Consider the following 17,146-nt stretch of genomic DNA (forward strand, 5'->3'; position numbering starts at 1 on the left):
CAGGGAACAGATCCCGTATGCGCCGCGCCGCCTACCCGCTGATCTCCGTGAGCGTGGCGAGCGCGTTCGCGATGACCGCCCTTCCCGCCGCGTACGCCACGCCGTCCGCGGCGGCGGTGATCGCCGAGGTGTACGGCGGTGGCGGCAACTCCGGTGCGACCCTGACCCGGGACTTCGTCGAACTCGGCAACGCCGGGGCCGCGGCCTACGACCTGGCCGGCTACAGCGTGCAGTACCTGCCCGGTTCGCCGTCGTCGTCCTCGCAGTGGCAGGTGACCGCGCTCAGCGGCTCGGTCGCGCCCGGCGGCCGTTTCCTGGTCGCCGAGTCCCAGGGCAGCGGCGGGACCACGGCCCTGCCGACCCCGGACGCGACCGGCACGATCGCGATGAGCGCGACCACCGGCACGATCGCCCTGGTCTCCGGTACCACCGCGCTGACCTGCAAGACCGCCGCCGACTGCGCGGCCGACAGCCGTGTCGTCGACCTGGTCGGCTACGGCACCGCGGTGGTCCGCGAGGGCAGCGGCCCGGTCACCGGCGCCTCCAACACCGCCTCCGTGGCCCGCGCCGACACCCTGGCCGACACCGACGACAACGCGGCGGACCTCACCGCGGGCACCCCCTCCCCGGTCAACTCGGCCGGGCAGAGCCCGGGTTCGGGCGGCGGGGACGGCGGGGGCGGTGACGACCCGACCCAGCCCGGCACCGTCCGCATCCACGACATCCAGGGCACCACCCGCAAGTCCCCGCTCGCCGGGCAGACCGTCGCCAAGGTGCCGGGCATCGTCACCGGCGTCCGTACGACCGGCTCCAAGGGCTACTGGATCCAGGACCCGGCGCCCGACGCCGACCCGCGCACCAGCGAAGGCGTCTTCGTCTACACCGGCTCGGCCACCCCCGCCGTGGCGGTCGGCGACTCGGTGCTGGTCACCGGCAAGGTCAGCGAGTACTACCCGAGCAGCACCAGCCAGTCGGTCACCGAGCTCGACGGCCCGACCGCGACCGTGCTCTCCAGCGGCAACGCACTGCCCGCCGCCGTCACCCTGGACGCCGCGGCCGTCCCGGACGCGTACATCCCCACCGCCGACGGCGCGAGCATCGAGTCGCTCGCCCTCCAGCCGGCCGTCTACGCCCAGGACTTCTACGAGTCCCTGGAGGGCATGCGGACGACGTTCGCCGACGCCCGCGTGGTCGGCGCGAGCGACGCGTACGGCGAACTCTGGGTGACCGTCAAGCCCGACGAGAACCCGACCCCGCGCGGCGGCACCCTCTACTCCTCCTACGACCAGCCCAACACCGGCCGTATCGAGGTGATGTCCCTGGACACCGGCACCGCCTTCCCGGCGGCGAACGTCGGCGACGAACTGTCCGGCACCACCACCGGCCCGCTCGACTACTCCGCCTACGGCGGCTACGACGTCCAGGCCACCGAGCTCGGCACCCTGGTCGACAACGGGCTGAAGCGAGAGGTGACCCGCAGGCAGAAGGGTGACGAACTCGCGGTCGCCACCTACAACGTGGAGAACCTGGACGCGCTGGACGACCAGGAGAAGTTCGACCGGCTCGCCGAGGGCGTCGCGGTCAACCTCAACTCGCCCGACGTCGTCGCCCTGGAGGAGATCCAGGACGACAACGGCGCCACGGACGACGGCACCGTCACCGCCGAGGCCACCCTCAAGCGGTTCACCGACGCCATCCGCGCGGCCGGCGGCCCGCGTTACTCCTGGCGCTACATCGCGCCCGAGAACGACCAGGACGGCGGCGAACCCGGCGGCAACATCCGCCAGGTCTTCCTCTTCGACCCGAAGCGGGTCTCCTTCACCGACCGGCCCGGCGGCGACGCCACCACGGGCACGAGTGTGGTCAAGACCCGCAAGGGCGCCCGGCTCACCTACTCCCCGGGCCGGATCGACCCGACCAGCGACGCGTGGGACGACAGCCGCAAGCCGCTGGTGGGCGAGTTCGTCTTCCAGGGCCAGACCGTCTTCGTCGTCGCCAACCACTTCGTCTCCAAGGGCGGCGACCAGCCGCTGCACGGCCGCTACCAGCCGCCGGCCCGCAGCTCGGAGACCCAGCGCGCGGCCCAGGCCACCGAGGTCAACACGTTCGTCAAGTCCCTGCTCGCGGCGGACAAGGACGCCAAGGCCGTGGTGCTCGGCGACCTGAACGACTACGAGTTCTCGCAGACGCTGACCAGGCTGACCGACGGCGGCGCCCTGACCCCGCTGATCACCACCCTGCCGGCCGCCGAGCGCTACACCTACGTGTACGACGGCAACTCGCAGACCCTGGACCACATCCTGACCAGCCCGGCCGTGACCCGCTTCGACTACGACGTGGTGCACATCAACGCCGAGTTCGCGGACCAGGCCAGCGACCACGACCCGCAGATCGTACGGATCGACGTGAACAGGTGCCGTCGGCACTGACCGGCGTCACCGTCGCGTGGGACGGGCGGACGCGTACCGCCCGTCCCACGCCGGCGCCGGCTCAGCGCGGGCTCTGGATCACCGAGAAGACCGCGCCCTCCGGGTCGGCCACCGTCGCGACCCGTCCGTGCGCGCTGTCCCGGGCCGGCTTCAGCACCTGCCCGCCCAGCTCGGCGACCTCCCGCAGGGTCGCCTCCACGTCGGCCACCTCGAAGTAGGTCAGCCAGTGCGGCCCCCGGTCCCGGGGCAGTGAGAGGCCGACGCCGTGGATGCCGGCCACCGGGCGGCCCCCGACGTGCAGGGTCACGTAGTCGAAGTCGGCGGACACCACCGGCTCCTCCTCGTAACCGAACACCGTCTCGTAGAACTTCGCGACGCTCGACGTCTCGAAGGTGAGCAGTTCGTCCCAGACGGGCGTGCCCGGGACGCCGCTCAGGGCCGTGCCGAGGCGGGCCGCGGCCTGCCAGATGCCGAACACCGCGCCGGCGGGGTCGGAGGCGATGGCCATCCGCCCGGCCTCGGCCGCGTCCAGTGGGCCGACGCCCACCGTGCCGCCGCACAGCCGGGCCGTCTCGGCCGTCAGGTCCACGTCGTCCGAGGCGAAGTACGGCGTCCAGGCGATCGGCAGATGCAGGTCCGGCGACAGCTGTCCGATGCCCGCCACCTCCCGCCCGTCGCGCAAGGCCCGGACACAGGGGCCGAGCTGTTGGGGACCGGGCTCGAACTCCCAGCCGAACAGGGCTCCGTAGAACTCCTCGGTCGCGGTCAAGCCGTGCACCATCAGACTCACCCAGCAGGGGGTCCCGGGCGCGCGCCGAGCGTCCGTGCCGCCGTTCGGTCCGGCCGCTCCCCGTACCTCGGTCATCGTCACTCTCCCCTCGGCCCCTTGCGGTGGCCGTGTCGCTTGCGCTCTCCGGACCGGTTGCGCCGCAGCCGCGGACACGTCCCGTGCCGATGCTCGCACCCTCCGTGGCGGCTTGCGTCCACGGCTGTCGGGCGGCTTCGCCGCGAGGATGCCTGGTCTGCCGTTTCCCGCCCGTTTCCGGCCGATTGCCGTCGCGTGTCCATCAGCTGTACAGCATGTGCCCGATCCCGTACACCCGGTGATCGAGCCTGTCCGGCCGAGCAGAGTAGTCGTCCCTGGACGATGCGGCCACCCCTGGCGTAAGGATGGGGCCATGGAAGCCATCATCACCGCAACCGAACTCGCCGACGAGCTGGCCGGGCCGACTCCGCCGGTCCTGCTGGACGTCCGCTGGCAGCTGCCCTCGCCAAACACGCCGCCCTTCGACGGCCGGGTGGCCTACGCGGCAGGGCATCTGCCGGGCGCCGTGTACGTGCGTCTGGACGGCGAACTGGCCGCCGCTCCCGGCGAGAACGGCCGGCATCCGCTGCCCGATCCGGCCGTCTTCCGCGCGGCGATGCGCCGCGCCGGGGTGTCGGCGGGCCGACCGGTCGTCGTCTACGACGGCGGACAGGGCTGGGCGGCGGCGCGCGCCTGGTGGCTGCTGCGCTGGACGGGTCACCCGGACGTGCGGGTCCTCGACGGCGGGTTGCCGTCCTGGCCGGGCACTCTTTCGACCGACGTGCCCGAGCCGGCCGAGGGTGACTTCGAACCGGCCCCGGGCGCGGGGCGGTTGCTCGACGCCGACGGGGCGGCGGCGCTGGCCCGCTCGGGTGTCCTGTTCGACGCCCGCGCGGGGGAGCGGTACCGGGGGGAGGTGGAGCCGATCGACCGGGTCGGCGGCCACATCCCGGGCGCCGTGTCGGCGCCGACCACCGAGAACGTCGGCCCGGACGGCCGTTTCCTGCCCGCCGCCGAACTCCGCGACCGCTTCAAGGGCCTGGGCGCCTCCGAGGCGGCCGAGGTGGGCGTGTACTGCGGCTCGGGAGTCTCCGGTGCCCATGAGGTGCTGGCACTGGCCGTCGCGGGCATTCCGGCGGCGCTGTACGTCGGTTCGTGGTCGGAGTGGTCCGCCGACCCGTCCCGCCCGGTGGCGGTCGGCCCGGACCCGCAGTAAGGGAAGCCGAAAGAAGGGGCACGCGCGCGTGCCCCTTCTTCGTACCGTCGTACGGCCTGTTCCTGTTCCCTACTCCTGCTTCTTGCGCCGCGTTCCGAAGACGATCTCGTCCCAGCTCGGCACGGCGGCCCGGCGGCCGGGGCGGACGCCGTCGGCCTCGGCCTGGCGGTCGGTGGCACCGATCAGCCGGTCGCGGTGGCTGCCGACGGAGCGGGGCATGAGGACGTCCGCGTAGGCGGAGCCGGCCGAGGCCGCCGGGGCCGGGGGCTCCTCCTCCGCCGGTTCCGGGGCGGGCTCCTCCGTGACCTCGGCGGGGCGCTCCGGGACCACCATGTCGCCCCGGAAGCTCGGCACCGCCTCCAGCAGGCTGGTCAGCGAGTCCCGCTCGGCGATGCTCTCCTCGGCCGGTTCGGAGGACTGGGCGGGCAGGCTCGGCCGCTCGCGGTCCCGGTCCGCGGAGCGGTCCAGCGGCCGGTCGCGCGGCAGCCGGGCGATACGCGGCACGAACGGAAAGCTGGGCTCCGGTACGGACAGGTCGTCGGACTCGCCGATCAGCGAGCGAGCCTCGTCGTCGACCGCCTGGACGAGCCGCCGGGGCGGGTCGTAGGTCCAGCTCGCCGAGTGCGGTTCGCCCGCGACCCGGTAGACGAGCAGGACCTCCCAGGTGCCGTCGTCGCGGCGCCAGGAGTCCCACTGCACGGTGTCCTTCTCGGCACCGCGCAGCACGAGTCGTTCCTGCACGGCCTCGCCGAGCAGTGGACCGGAGTTCTCGCCGGGCCGGCGGACGGGCGTCTTGCGGGCCCGCTCGGCCATGAAGGCGCGCTCGGCCAGTACCGGACCCTCGAAGCGCCGCACCCGGTCGACGGGGATCCCGGCGAGCTGCGCGACCTCTTCCGCGCTGGCGCCCGCCCGTATCCGCGCCTGGATGTCTCGGGGCCGGAGATGGCTCTCGACCTCGATCTCGATCTGGCCGAGCCGGGGCCGGTCGCCGCGCACGGCGGCACGGAGCCGTTCGTCGATCGGAAGGGTGTACTCCGTAGAGTCGGCAGCCTTGAGCACCAGCCGTGTGCCGTCATTGGAGACGGCCACGACACGCAGTTCGGGCATGGGGACCTCCCGGGTGGTGCCTGCCGACGTCACGTGCGTCGCTGCTTCCGCTAGTCGAGTGTGGCCTGCCCGGGTGCAGCCTGCCACAACCTTGCCGAGTTGCCCGGCGTGTCGGGCATGGGCCCGGGGTCGCCGTTATGGCACGGTTACCTATTCGCAACGCTAAGTGACCAACTCCATCACCCTGTGCAACTAGCCCCCTCCCGGCGGTCCTTGCAAGGCCTCGGACATCCTGGCGGGAGACCTGGCCCAGGGCTCGCAACAGTACTCCATTCGGGCCACGTGCGTGGATTGGCGCGCCACCCAAGTTCTGGCAACAACCGCTCTCCGGCCGTTGTTTGCCCATCTCGGGCGATCTTGAACGTGGCGCACTTCACGCAATACGCAGAAACGGAACCAATGGCTTCGTCGCCACGCCCCTTTCCCGCACAGTCGTTTGGACAAGTACGGGAAGGGCGGGCAAGGTTCGGGAATGCGGGAAAGGTCCGGCTCCTCGGCTACTGGCCCAGGACCCTCCGCAGGTAGTCGTTCTGGAACAGCCGGTCCGGGTCGAGCCGGTCCCGCAGCGCCGTGAACTCGCCGAAGCGCGGGTAGACCCCGGCGAAGTAGTCCGCGTCCCTGGTGTGCACCTTGCCCCAGTGCGGGCGCCCCTCGTGCGCGGTGAAGATGCGCTCGGCGGCGGTGAAGTACGCCTGGTACGGCGTGCCCCGGAACATGTGCACGGCGACGTAGGCGCTGTCCCGGGCGGACGCGGTGGACAGGGCGATGTCGTCGGCGGGAGCGGTGCGGACCTCGACCGGGAAGTTGACCCGGAGACCGGAGCGGTCGACCATCGCCCTCAGTTCCCGCAGCGTGTCCACCAGCGCCTCGCGCGGGACGGCGTACTCCATCTCCACGAAGCGCACCCGGCGCGGGGAGGTGAAGACCTTGTAGGGGATGTCCGTGTACGACCGTGCGGACAGCGCCGTGCTGGAGATCCGGGCGATCGTCGGCACGACGGCGGGCGCCGCGCGGCCGAGCAACTGGGCGGCGTGGAAGACCCCGTTGGAGAGGAACTCGTCCTCGAACCAGCCGGCCAGCTGCCCCACGGGCTGGGGCGGCCCGGCGCTGCGGTTGTTGCGCTTGGTGTTGGTGTTGCCGGTGTGCGGGAACCAGTAGAACTCGAAGTGCTCGTTCTCGGCGCGGAGCTGGTCGAACTCGGCGAGCACCCGGTCCAGCGGCATCGGCTCCTCCCGCGCGGTGAGCAGGAAGACCGGCTCCACCGCGAACGTGATCGCGGTGACGATGCCCAGGGCGCCGAGGCCGACCCGCGCCGCCGCGAAGACCTCGGGATTCTCCTTCTCCGAACAGGTGAGCACCGAGCCGTCGGCGGTGACCAGTTCGAGTTCCCTGATCTGCGCGGCGAGCGACGCCGACTCGCGGCCGGTGCCGTGGGTGCCGGTGCTGGTGGCCCCGGAGACCGTCTGCTCCATGATGTCGCCCATGTTGGTCAGCGACAGGCCCTCGCGGGCCAGGGCCACGTTGAGTCTCTTGAGCGGGGTGCCGGCCTCGACCGTGACGGTCATGGCCTTGCGGTCGATGCCGCGGATGCCCGTCAGCAGTTGGGGGCGGATCGAGACACCGTCGGTCGCGGCGATCGCGGTGAAGGAGTGACCGCTGCCGACCGCCTTCACCTTCAGGCCGTCCTCGGCCGCCTGCCGTACGGCCGCCGCGAGTTCGTCCACGGAGGCGGGCATGACCTCCCGCGCGGGCCGGACGATGACGTTCCCTCCCCAGTTACGCCACGTGCCGCTCTTCCCGCTCGCTGTGCTGCCCAACGGTGCCTCCCCGACCCGTGACCGGCCTGTTGAGCCGGCGGTACCCGAGGAAACCGACCGCGACCGCGACGGCTCCGGACACGGCCGGAACCCCGTACCCGGCACGGGCGCCGGCCGCGTCGATCACCCAGCCGGCGACCGAGGAGCCGAGCGCCACCCCGACCGCGAGGCCGGTACTCACCCAGGTCATGCCCTCGGTGAGTTTCGCGCGAGGTACGTGCTTTTCGATGAGGGACATCGTCGTGATCATCGTCGGCGCGATGGACAGTCCCGCAACGAACAGCGCCACGGCCAGAAGCGGCAAGTTTCCGACCAGTAGGAGGGGGATCATACTCACGGCCATCGCACATATGCCCAGCAGCCACCTGCGTTCCGGTCTCCCCGCGAACCGCATGAGCCCGAAGACCGCTCCGGCGACGCAGGAGCCCGCCGCGTACAGCGCCAGGACGATGCTGGAGGCGCCCTTGTGGCCGCGTTCGTCGGCGAAGGCGACGGTCACCACGTCGACCGCCCCGAAGATGGCTCCGGTGGCCACGAAGGTCGCCACCAGCACCTGGAGGCCGGGCGCCCGCAGCGCCGAGCCGCCGCCGTGGTGTCCGCGCGGGTGCGGCTCGGGCTCGGTGGCCCGCTGCGCGGTCAGCCAGAAGACGCCGGCCGCGAGGAAACAGGCGGCCAGCAGCGGGCCCGCCTCCGGGAACCAGGTCGTGGACAGGCCGATGGAGAGGATCGGTCCGAAGATGAAGCACACCTCGTCGACGACCGACTCGAACGAGTAGGCGGTGTGCAGCTGCGGGGTGCCCCCGTAGAGGGCGGCCCAGCGGGCCCGGATCATCGCGCCCAGGCTCGGCACCGCGCCGATCCCGGCGGCGCACACGAACAGCACCCAGTCCGGCCACCCGTAGTGCGCGGCGAACAGCAGCCCGGCCGCGGCGACCAGAGCCAGCAGGGTCGCGGGGCGCAGGACACGGCGCTGGCCGTGCCGGTCGACCAGCCGGGACACCTGTGGGCCGAGCGCCGCGGCGGACAGCGCCATGGTGGCCGACAGCGCGCCCGCGAGCCCGTACCGCCCGCTGATCTGGGAGATCATCGTGACCACGCCGATGCCCATCATGGACAGCGGCATCCGGCCGACGAAGCCCGCGGCGGAGAAGCCCTTGCTGCCGGGGGCGGCGAACAGGGCGCGATAGGGGCTGGGCACGGGGATCTCCGACAGATGTGCGAGTAAGGCGTGATTGCGGCTGATACAGCTTACGAGTGAGACAGCCGTGTTGCACCCGCTCGGTACCGGGGATAAATCTCCCGAATCCGACTCTTCACGCTCCTGTTTCCGGGGCGTCAGCGCCGGGTGACAGGATCGGCTCATGTCAGACGCGCTCGATGCCACCCCCTACGACGCCCTGCTCCTGCTCTCCTTCGGCGGCCCGGAAGGCCCGGACGACGTGGTTCCGTTCCTGGAGAACGTGACGCGCGGGCGCGGTATCCCGAAGGAACGTCTCAAGGAGGTCGGGCAGCACTACTTCCTGTTCGGCGGGGTCAGCCCGATCAACGACCAGAACCGCGCCCTGCTGGACGCCCTGCGCAAGGACTTCGCCGAGCACGGCCTGGACCTGCCGGTCTACTGGGGCAACCGCAACTGGGCGCCGTACCTGACGGACACCCTGCGCGAGATGGTCGCCGACGGCCGCCGCCGCATCCTGGTGCTCGCCACCAGCGCCTACGCCTCCTACTCGGGCTGCCGCCAGTACCGCGAGAACCTGGCGGACTCGCTGGCCGCGCTGGAGGCCGAGGGGCTGGAACTCCCGAAGATCGACAAGCTGCGGCACTACTTCAACCACCCGGGCTTCCTCGACCCGATGACCGACGGGGTCCTCGCGTCCCTCGCCGACCTCCCCGAGGACGTCCGCGCGGGCGCCCACCTCGCGTTCACCACCCACTCCATCCCGACCGCGAGCGCCGACACCTCCGGCCCGGTCGGGACGCACGGCGAGGGCGGCGCGTACGTCGAGGAGCACCTGGACGTGGCCCAGCTGATCGCCGACGCGGTCCGCGAGCGCACCGGCGTCGACCACCCCTGGCGGCTCGTCTACCAGTCCCGCTCCGGCGCCCCGCAGATCCCGTGGCTGGAGCCGGACATCTGCGACCACCTGGAGGCGCTGCACGGCGCCGGGGTGCCGGCCGTCGTCATGGCCCCCATCGGCTTCGTCTCCGACCACATGGAGGTCCTCTACGACCTCGACACGGAGGCCACGGCCAAGGCCGCGGAACTGGATCTTCCGGTACGGCGCTCCGCGACCGTCGGGGACGACCCCAGGTTCGCCGCCGCGATCCGCGAGCTCGTCCTGGAGCGTGCGGCCGCGGAGAGCGGGCGGAAGGTCACGCCGTGCGCCCTGGGCACGCTCGGCGCGAGCCACGACCTCTGCCCGGTCGGCTGCTGCCCGGCCCGCGCCGCCAGTCCGGCCGCGGCCGGTGCCGACAGCCCCTACGCGTGAGGAGTCCCGTGACCGACGCCCTGCACACCGACCTCCTGAAGCTCGCCCGGGAGGCGGCCGCCCGCGCGGGCGAGCTGCTGAGGGACGGCCGTCCGGCCGACCTCGCCGTGGCCCGGACCAAGTCCAGCCCGATCGACGTGGTGACCGAGATGGACATCGCGGCGGAGAAACTGATCACCGACCTGATCGCCGGTCACCGCCCCGACGACGGCTTCCTCGGCGAGGAGGGCGCGTCGACGCCGGGCACGAGCGGCATCCGCTGGGTGATCGACCCGCTCGACGGCACGGTCAACTACCTCTACGGGCTGCCGACCTGGGCGGTCTCCATCGCGGCCGAGCAGGACGGGGAGACCGTCGTCGGCGTCGTGGCGGCCCCGATGCGCGGCGAGACGTACCACGCGGTACGCGGCGGCGGGGCCTGGGCGACCGGGGCGTGGGAGGGCGGCCGGGAGCTGCGCTGCCGTCCGGCGCCGCCGCTGGACCAGGCGCTGGTGTCGACCGGGTTCAACTACGTCTCCGGCGTCCGCGCCCACCAGGCCGAGGTCGCCGCCCGGCTGATCCCGCTGCTCCGGGACATCCGGCGCAGCGGATCGGCGGCCGTCGACCTGTGCGACGTGGCCTGCGGCCGGCTGGACGGGTACTACGAGCGCGGGCTGAACGCGTGGGACTGGGGAGCGGGGGACCTGATCGCCCGCGAGGCCGGCGCCCGCACCGGTGGCCGCCCCGGAGAGCCCCTCTCCCGCGACCTGACGATCGCCGGCACCCCCGGCGTCTTCGAGCCCCTCCAGCGCCTCCTGGAGGACTTCGGGGCCTGGCACGACTGAGATCCGCCGCGCGCGGGGGCGACGGGGCCGGTACCCCGCCGCCGGTCTCGCGAAAAAGATCGCGTGCATCCGCGGCCGACAGGAATCGAACGCCGTGACGGGGGAAAGGATCAGGTACGGGCAGGGCCCCGGCGCTGGATTCGCCGGGGCCCTGTTCTCGTGGTGCTGTGCTGCGGGACTGTCAGACGCTGGTCGCGCCGACTTCCACACCGTGTTCGGCGGCGAGGCGGCGCAGGTCGTCGAGCTCGGCCTGTTCCACTTCGACGAGGAAGTCGTCACCCTCGTCACGAGCCTTGGTGATGTCGGACTCGGTCGCCTTTATGCGCTGTAGAAGCCCCGTCGTGAATGCGTCCATGCTGCGCCCCCTCGTCCTGGGTCGTGGGTCGGTGGCACGGGGGTGTGCCGTTCGAAAGGGGCGATCACGTCTCTCGCGGGTGCCCAGCGCTGCCCTGCTGGGCGGCGACGGTGCCTGGACACCCCCATCGTCCACTCTGCTGTAGCGGCGGTGTACGTACCGCATGGTGCTGCGGCACATGCAGAGCGTGATCGCGGGGTGTACCTGCCGTCCTCCCCCTGCTCCCCTCCGTGGAAACCTCAACCGCAGGAGAAAATCCCGCATTCCCGCCCGGCGGCCTCCGATCCCGTTGCCCGGCCCCCTGTCTTACTGCCGACTTATGGCCGAAAAGGGCAGGATGGAGGTCACACACCCCATGGAGCCCCCTGCCCGTGTGCGCCGCCGTGCGCTACGCGAGTGGACAGAGGAAGGACAAGCGACGTGCGCGTACTCGTCGTCGAGGACGAGCAACTGCTCGCCGATGCGGTGGCCACCGGACTGCGCCGGGAGGCCATGGCCGTCGACGTCGTGTACGACGGTGCGGCCGCCCTGGAGCGCATCGGCGTCAACGACTACGACGTGGTCGTCCTCGACCGCGACCTCCCCCTGGTGCACGGCGACGACGTCTGCCGCAAGGTCGTCGAGCTCGGCATGCCCACCCGCGTGCTGATGCTCACCGCGTCCGGTGACGTCAGCGACCGCGTCGAGGGCCTGGAGATCGGCGCCGACGACTACCTCCCCAAGCCCTTCGCCTTCAGTGAGCTCATCGCGCGCGTGCGCGCCCTCGGCCGCCGCACCAGCGTGCCGTTGCCGCCCGTCCTGGAGCGGGCCGGCATCAAGCTCGACCCGAACCGCCGCGAGGTCTTCCGCGACGGCAAGGAGGTCCAGCTCGCCCCCAAGGAGTTCGCCGTCCTGGAGGTGCTGATGCGCAGCGAGGGAGCGGTGGTCAGCGCCGAGCAGCTCCTGGAGAAGGCGTGGGACGAGAACACCGACCCCTTCACCAACGTCGTGCGCGTGACCGTGATGACCCTGCGCCGCAAGCTGGGCGAGCCCCCGGTGATCGTCACCGTCCCCGGTTCGGGTTACCGGATCTGACGACCGTGGCGACCACTCCCGCACCCCCGCAGGCACCTCCCAAGCCCACCTGGGACCCGAGGAGGCAGCAGCAGCCGGTCTTCCCGTGGCTGCGCCCGACCATCCGCATACGCCTCACCCTGCTGTACGGCGGCATGTTCCTGATCGCGGGCATCCTGCTGCTGTCGATCATCTACCTGCTCGCGGCCCAGGCGATCAGCACCGGCAACCAGCCGCTGTTCAAGATCGTCAAGTTCGACAATCTCCAGGTCTCCAGCGACAACTGCCCCGCGATCAACATGGCCGGCACGGCCAACACCGTGCCGCTCCAGGAGTTCAACAACGCGATCGCCCAGTGTGTGGACCACCAGCGCCAGGCGGCCCTGGACAACCTGCTCAGCCGCTCGCTGCTGGCCCTGCTGGGCCTGGCCGTGATCGCCTTCGCGTTCGGTTACGCGATGGCCGGCCGGGTGCTGTCCCCGCTCGGCAGGATCACCCGCACCGCCCGCGCGGTGGCCGGCTCGGACCTGTCCCGCCGGATCGAGCTGGACGGCCCGGACGACGAGCTCAAGGAGCTCGCCGACACCTTCGACGACATGCTGGAGCGGCTCCAGCGGGCCTTCACCGCCCAGCAGCGCTTCGTCGGCAACGCCTCGCACGAGCTGCGCACCCCCCTGGCGATCAACCGCACGCTCCTGGAGGTGCACCTCTCGGACCCGGGCGCGCCGGTGGAGCTGCAACAGCTCGGCAAGACCCTGCTGGCCACCAACGAGCGCAGCGAGCAGCTCGTGGAGGGCCTGCTGCTGCTCGCCCGCAGCGACAACCAGATCGTCGAGCGCAAGCCGGTCGACCTGGCCGAGGTGGCCTCCCAGGCCGTCGACCAGGTGCACGCCGAGGCGGAGGCCAAGGGCGTGACGATCCGGGGCGTACGCAAGCCCGCGGTGGTCCAGGGCAACGGTGTGCTCCTGGAGCGGATCGCCCTGAACCTGGTGCAGAACGCGGTGCGCTACAACGTGCCCGAGGAGGGCTGGGTCGAGGTCAACACGGAGATCCAGCACGGCCAGGCGGTGCTGTACGTCGCGAACACCGGGCCGGTGGTCCCGGCGTACGAGATCGACAACCTTTTCGAGCCCTTCAGGCGCCTGCGTACCGAGCGCACGGGCAGCGACAAGGGTGTGGGCCTCGGCCTGTCCATCGTGCGGTCGGTGGCCCGGGCGCACGGCGGGCACATCGCGGCACAGCCCAGGGAGGGCGGTGGGCTCGTGATGAGGGTCACGCTGCCGGTCTGACGCTGTTACAAGATCGCGACACTCGCGGGGGATGTTCGCTTTGCGCTGAATTTTCCGGCGGCGCGGCACATTCCCCCGTGTGTGATCGATCACAAGGGCGGATTTCCGGCCATCTACTCTCTGTGATCATGGCTAGGGGAATAAAGCCGGGAAAATCCCTGTTTTCAGGGGTCTTGATCACGGGAAGTACAGGGTGAGGCGCCTTTGAAGTGCCTCGACAAGACCGTGTACGGTCCCCATCGCCATTCAACCCGATCGCTCTTGAGGGGTCCGGTTGGGTGTCGATTGAGTAACAGACCTTGATGTGAGGCAAAATCTCCGCCTCGGGTCGGGCACAAGTCCGGCCTCTCACGCGTTACGTGCGCTGGAGACACCGCAGACACCCAGAGGGGGAGAGCGACATGGCAACCGATTACGACACTCCACGCAAGACCGACGACGACGTCGACTCGGACAGCCTTGAAGAGCTGAAGGCCAGGCGGAACGACAAGTCAACGTCCTCGGTGGACGTAGACGAGTTCGAGGCCGCCGAAGGCCTGGAGCTGCCCGGCGCGGACCTCTCGAACGAGGAGTTGGCCGTCCGGGTGCTGCCCAAGCAGCAGGACGAGTTCACCTGCATGAGCTGCTTCCTGGTGCATCACCGCAGCCAGCTGGCCCGGGAGAAGAACGGTCAGCCGATCTGCCGCGACTGCGACTGAGGACGGGTCGGGCATGACTGGCTCGACCCCACCTCGGAAGCGCCGCTTCCCCTTGCCGGGAGCGGACTCGGGGCCGTCCGACGGCCCACGTGCGCGTGATGACGACGAGCGGGGCTCATCCGATCCGGGAGCCTCGCTCGAACCGGCGGCCGGCCGGGGTGACCTCCCGGCGTCGCCGGTGGACCAGGCCGCGCCCGTCGCCAGGCGACGGGTTGCGGCCATCCGTGACAGGGCCGTGGACATGGCCCGGGAAGGCGCCCGTAAGGGCGGCAGCCGGGCGAAAGCGGGGCTGGCGTACCTGGCGGACCGGATCATCGAGATCGCCCCGCGTGTCCCCGTACGTGACCTCGCGACCCTGCGCCGGCAGTTCCCGGGGCTCGGGCCCGAGCAGCTCGCCGACAAACTGGTGGCGGGCGCGGCGGCCGCGACCTCGGCGGTCGGGGCCGGTGTCGGGGCTGCCGCGATGCTGCCGGTGCCGCCGGCGATGCCGACCGAGCTGGCCGCGGAGATCACCGGGGTCGCGGCGATCGAGCTGAAGCTGATCGCCGAGCTCCACGAGGTGTACGGCGCGCGGCCGCCGGGGAACGTGAAGGCCCGCAGCACCGCGTATCTGTCCTCCTGGTCGGGGGAGCGCGGGATCGACGTGATGAAGCCGTCGACGATCAACACGGCCCTCGGGGGCCACATGAAGCGCGAGCTGCGCCAGCAGATCATGAAGCGGGTGGTGCGGGACCTGCCCAACCTGATGCCGTTCATGGTGGGCGCCGCGGTGGGAGCCGTCATGAACCGCCGGGACACCAGAAAACTCGCGGCGCGGATCCGGTCGGACCTGAGAAGGATCCAGGTGCCGTGGGAGGCGCTGCCGGAGCTGCCGCCGCTGGAGAAGCCGGCGGAGCCGCTGCCGATCGCGGAGCTCCCGGAGGACTTCGGGGGCTGACCCCGGCGCCGCCACCGCGCGTGGGTTCGGCACCGCCGGACCGTGCCGTGGTCGCGGAGCGCCGTCGCGGCGGGAAAGAGATCAGCGGCGGGAGCGGACGGAGCCGCGGAGAACCAGGGCCGACGGAGGAACCGTCCCCTCCGGCGGCGCAAGCCGGCCGCGGCGGCGGACCCACGGCACGAGTCGGCCGACGGCTCGGCAGGCCCCGGAGGGGCCCGTAGGCGGCTGCCGGGGGCGCCGAGCGGGTCCGGCGAGGTGCACGGCGGTTCGGCAGCGCCCCGAAGAGGCGGGGCCGGTATTCACACGCGGCTCCGCCGCGCGGGCGCGACCGGCCGCTGGGGATGATCCGGTCGCGGATCACGCCGAGGGCTCCGCCGCGCGGGCGTGACCGGTCATGACGGCGCCGCGGACCGCAGATCGCGGCGCCTCCAGCCGGGCGCTTACCCCTTCGGGCTCTTCGCCGCCTCGATGGCCGCCGCCAGGGCCTCCGGCTCCCGCGTCGACAGGTACAGGTACGGCGTCGGGTCCTCCGGGTCGGTGACCTCCACGCGCAGCGCCCCCGGGATGTAGGAGCGCAGCAGGAGGAAGGCGCGGACGTCGGCCTTGTACGTGCGCCAGGCGCGCGCCTCCTCCGCGTCCAGGATCTCCGACGAGCCCAGGGCCGACACCGGGATCTTCGCCTCGCCCGCGATCAGCGAGTCACCGACGACCCGGATCCGCGGGGAGCCGTACGAGCTGGCCACCACCGCCGCCGCCGCGGTGCCGCCGGCCAGGCCGCCCAGCATCGGCAGGGTGCCGAACGGCAGCAGGATCAGGGCGAACGAGACACCGACCAGGAAGCTGATGAACCACCACGACCGGGGGGCGGTGAGGCGTTCTTCGTACGGGGTGGCGGAGAGCTGCATGGAGCCAAGCTTGGCATGGTGTCCGGATTCACTGGACGCGCGGGTAAGGTCTGCGGCTGTGAGTGGTAGTTCCGCAGCTCTTCAGCCTCCCGCCAGTGCCCGGAAACCGGAGCGGCACCCCGACGCGCCCGCGCCCGGTGAGCTCCTCGGTGCACACTACGAACACTGTTTCGGCTGTGGCCACGAGCAGCCCCACGGGCTGCATCTGGAGGCACGGGCCGGCGAGGGCGTCTCCCTCACCGCCGAGTTCACCGTGCGCCCCGCCCACCAGGGTGCCCCCGGCCTCGCGCACGGCGGGGTGCTCGCCACCGCCCTCGACGAGACCCTGGGCTCGCTCAACTGGCTGCTGCGGAAGATCGCCGTGACGGGCCGGCTGGAGACCGACTTCGTACGGCCCGTGCCCGTCGGCACCACGCTCCACCTGGCGGCCGAGGTGGTAGCCGTGGCCGGCCGGAAGATCTACTCGACCGCCACCGGACGCATGGACGGCCCCACGGGGCCCGTCGCCGTCCGTGCCGAGGCCCTCTTCGTCGAGGTCCCGGTCGAGCACTTCGTCGACAACGGCCGCGAGGAAGAGATCCAGGCCGCCATGAAGGACCCGGACCAGGCCCGGCGCACCCGCGCCTTCGAGGTGAACCCGTGAACTCCGTACACCCCGAGACCCCGGCCGGCCCGGTGCGCCCGCTCGGCGTCCTCGTCCGCCGAGTGGACCCCGACGTACCGCTTCCGGCGTACGAGCACCCCGGTGACGCGGGAGCCGATCTGCGCACCACCGAGGCGTGCGAGCTGGAGCCCGGAGAACGGGCCGTACTGCCCACGGGAGTGTCGATCGCCCTCCCTGAGGGGTACGCGGCTTTCGTGCACCCCCGTTCGGGGCTCGCCGCCCGGTGCGGTGTGGCCCTCGTGAATGCCCCAGGGACGATTGATGCCGGGTACCGTGGGGAGATCAAGGTGATCGTGGTGAATCTCGACCCGCGCGAGGCCGTGCGGTTCGAGCGCTTCGACCGGATCGCCCAACTGGTCGTCCAGCAGGTCGAGAGGGTCCGCTTCCAGGAGGTGGCGGAACTTCCCGACTCGGCGCGGGCCGAGGGGGGCTTCGGGTCCACCGGCGGTCATGCCGCGGTGGGCGACGTGAGCGGCACAAGCGGTCAGGCCGCCGAGGGCGGTCGGACGGGTGGGAATCGATACGCTTCGGTCGTATCCGACCGGGAAGGACAGTGAC

The 17,146-nt window shown here is 71.7% G+C and carries 16 protein-coding genes; 10 read left to right on the forward strand and 6 right to left on the reverse strand.

Going from position 1 to position 17,146, the window contains the following annotated elements:
* Positions 1-17: 17 nt before the first annotated feature.
* Positions 18-2,429, forward strand: coding sequence for a DUF8508 domain-containing protein (locus IEZ11_RS10345; RefSeq protein ID WP_189262637.1), 2,412 nt, complete (start codon positions 18-20; stop codon positions 2,427-2,429).
* Between the two features lie 61 nt (positions 2,430-2,490).
* On the opposite strand, the gene IEZ11_RS10350 is transcribed toward IEZ11_RS10345, so the two are convergent.
* Positions 2,491-3,294, reverse strand: coding sequence for a VOC family protein (locus IEZ11_RS10350; RefSeq protein ID WP_189262372.1), 804 nt, complete (start codon positions 3,292-3,294; stop codon positions 2,491-2,493).
* A 313-nt stretch (positions 3,295-3,607) separates the two neighbouring features.
* Here IEZ11_RS10350 and IEZ11_RS10355 point away from each other — a divergent pair, with 313 nt between their 5' ends.
* The gene (locus IEZ11_RS10355) at positions 3,608-4,450 is read left to right on the forward strand and encodes a sulfurtransferase (RefSeq protein ID WP_189262373.1); all 843 of its coding nucleotides are present in this window, start codon (positions 3,608-3,610) and stop codon (positions 4,448-4,450) included.
* Positions 4,451-4,519: 69 nt separating this feature from the next.
* Here IEZ11_RS10355 and sepH read toward each other — a convergent pair whose 3' ends face one another.
* The 3 genes from sepH to IEZ11_RS10370 all read right to left on the reverse strand — a co-directional run bounded on the left by sepH (position 4,520) and on the right by IEZ11_RS10370 (position 8,572).
* Complete coding sequence (sepH, locus tag IEZ11_RS10360; RefSeq protein WP_189262374.1) at positions 4,520-5,557, reverse strand: septation protein SepH; 1,038 nt, start codon at positions 5,555-5,557, stop codon at positions 4,520-4,522.
* Positions 5,558-6,054: 497 nt separating this feature from the next.
* Positions 6,055-7,374 carry a D-arabinono-1,4-lactone oxidase gene (locus IEZ11_RS10365; RefSeq protein ID WP_189262375.1) on the reverse strand — a complete coding sequence of 440 codons (1,320 nt, stop codon included), beginning with the start codon at positions 7,372-7,374 and terminating at the stop codon, positions 6,055-6,057.
* A complete protein-coding gene (locus IEZ11_RS10370; protein ID WP_189262376.1) occupies positions 7,334-8,572 on the reverse strand; it encodes an MFS transporter in 1,239 nt (412 codons plus the stop codon). The genes IEZ11_RS10365 and IEZ11_RS10370 overlap by 41 nt, the downstream gene beginning before the upstream one ends.
* Positions 8,573-8,735: 163 nt before the next feature.
* Between IEZ11_RS10370 and IEZ11_RS10375 the strand changes: the two genes are divergently transcribed.
* Complete coding sequence (locus IEZ11_RS10375; protein ID WP_189262377.1) at positions 8,736-9,863, forward strand: ferrochelatase; 1,128 nt, start codon at positions 8,736-8,738, stop codon at positions 9,861-9,863.
* An 8-nt stretch (positions 9,864-9,871) separates the two neighbouring features.
* Positions 9,872-10,687, forward strand: a complete 816-nt coding sequence (locus IEZ11_RS10380) for an inositol monophosphatase family protein (protein WP_189262378.1) — start codon at positions 9,872-9,874, stop codon at positions 10,685-10,687.
* Between the two features lie 181 nt (positions 10,688-10,868).
* Here the strand turns inward: IEZ11_RS10380 and IEZ11_RS10385 are convergent, their stop codons facing one another.
* Positions 10,869-11,042 carry a hypothetical protein gene (locus tag IEZ11_RS10385; RefSeq protein ID WP_189262379.1) on the reverse strand — a complete coding sequence of 58 codons (174 nt, stop codon included), beginning with the start codon at positions 11,040-11,042 and terminating at the stop codon, positions 10,869-10,871.
* Between the two features lie 420 nt (positions 11,043-11,462).
* On the opposite strand from IEZ11_RS10385, the gene IEZ11_RS10390 reads away from it, so the two are divergent.
* From IEZ11_RS10390 to IEZ11_RS10405, 4 genes are all read left to right on the forward strand, one after another.
* Positions 11,463-12,116, forward strand: a complete 654-nt coding sequence (locus IEZ11_RS10390) for a response regulator transcription factor (RefSeq protein WP_004924460.1) — start codon at positions 11,463-11,465, stop codon at positions 12,114-12,116.
* 5 nt (positions 12,117-12,121) lie between these two features.
* Positions 12,122-13,384, forward strand: a complete 1,263-nt coding sequence (locus tag IEZ11_RS10395) for a sensor histidine kinase (RefSeq protein WP_189262380.1) — start codon at positions 12,122-12,124, stop codon at positions 13,382-13,384.
* Between the two features lie 401 nt (positions 13,385-13,785).
* Positions 13,786-14,082 (forward strand): DUF4193 domain-containing protein, encoded by a 297-nt coding sequence (locus IEZ11_RS10400; protein ID WP_003997302.1) that lies wholly within the window; start codon positions 13,786-13,788, stop codon positions 14,080-14,082.
* Between the two features lie 13 nt (positions 14,083-14,095).
* Positions 14,096-15,019, forward strand: a complete 924-nt coding sequence (locus IEZ11_RS10405) for a hypothetical protein (RefSeq protein ID WP_189262381.1) — start codon at positions 14,096-14,098, stop codon at positions 15,017-15,019.
* Positions 15,020-15,459: 440 nt separating this feature from the next.
* Here IEZ11_RS10405 and IEZ11_RS10410 read toward each other — a convergent pair whose 3' ends face one another.
* Positions 15,460-15,924 (reverse strand): DUF3093 domain-containing protein, encoded by a 465-nt coding sequence (locus tag IEZ11_RS10410; protein WP_189262382.1) that lies wholly within the window; start codon positions 15,922-15,924, stop codon positions 15,460-15,462.
* 58 nt (positions 15,925-15,982) lie between these two features.
* Between IEZ11_RS10410 and IEZ11_RS10415 the strand changes: the two genes are divergently transcribed.
* Complete coding sequence (locus IEZ11_RS10415; RefSeq protein ID WP_189262383.1) at positions 15,983-16,567, forward strand: PaaI family thioesterase; 585 nt, start codon at positions 15,983-15,985, stop codon at positions 16,565-16,567.
* On the forward strand, positions 16,564-17,145 hold the full coding sequence (dut, locus tag IEZ11_RS10420) for a dUTP diphosphatase (protein ID WP_373294889.1): 582 nt from the start codon (positions 16,564-16,566) through the stop codon (positions 17,143-17,145). Before IEZ11_RS10415 ends, dut begins: the two co-directional genes overlap by 4 nt.
* Position 17,146 lies beyond the last annotated feature (1 nt).

Source organism: Streptomyces fuscichromogenes, from assembly GCF_014645815.1.
Classification (GTDB): domain Bacteria; phylum Actinomycetota; class Actinomycetes; order Streptomycetales; family Streptomycetaceae; genus Streptomyces; species Streptomyces fuscichromogenes.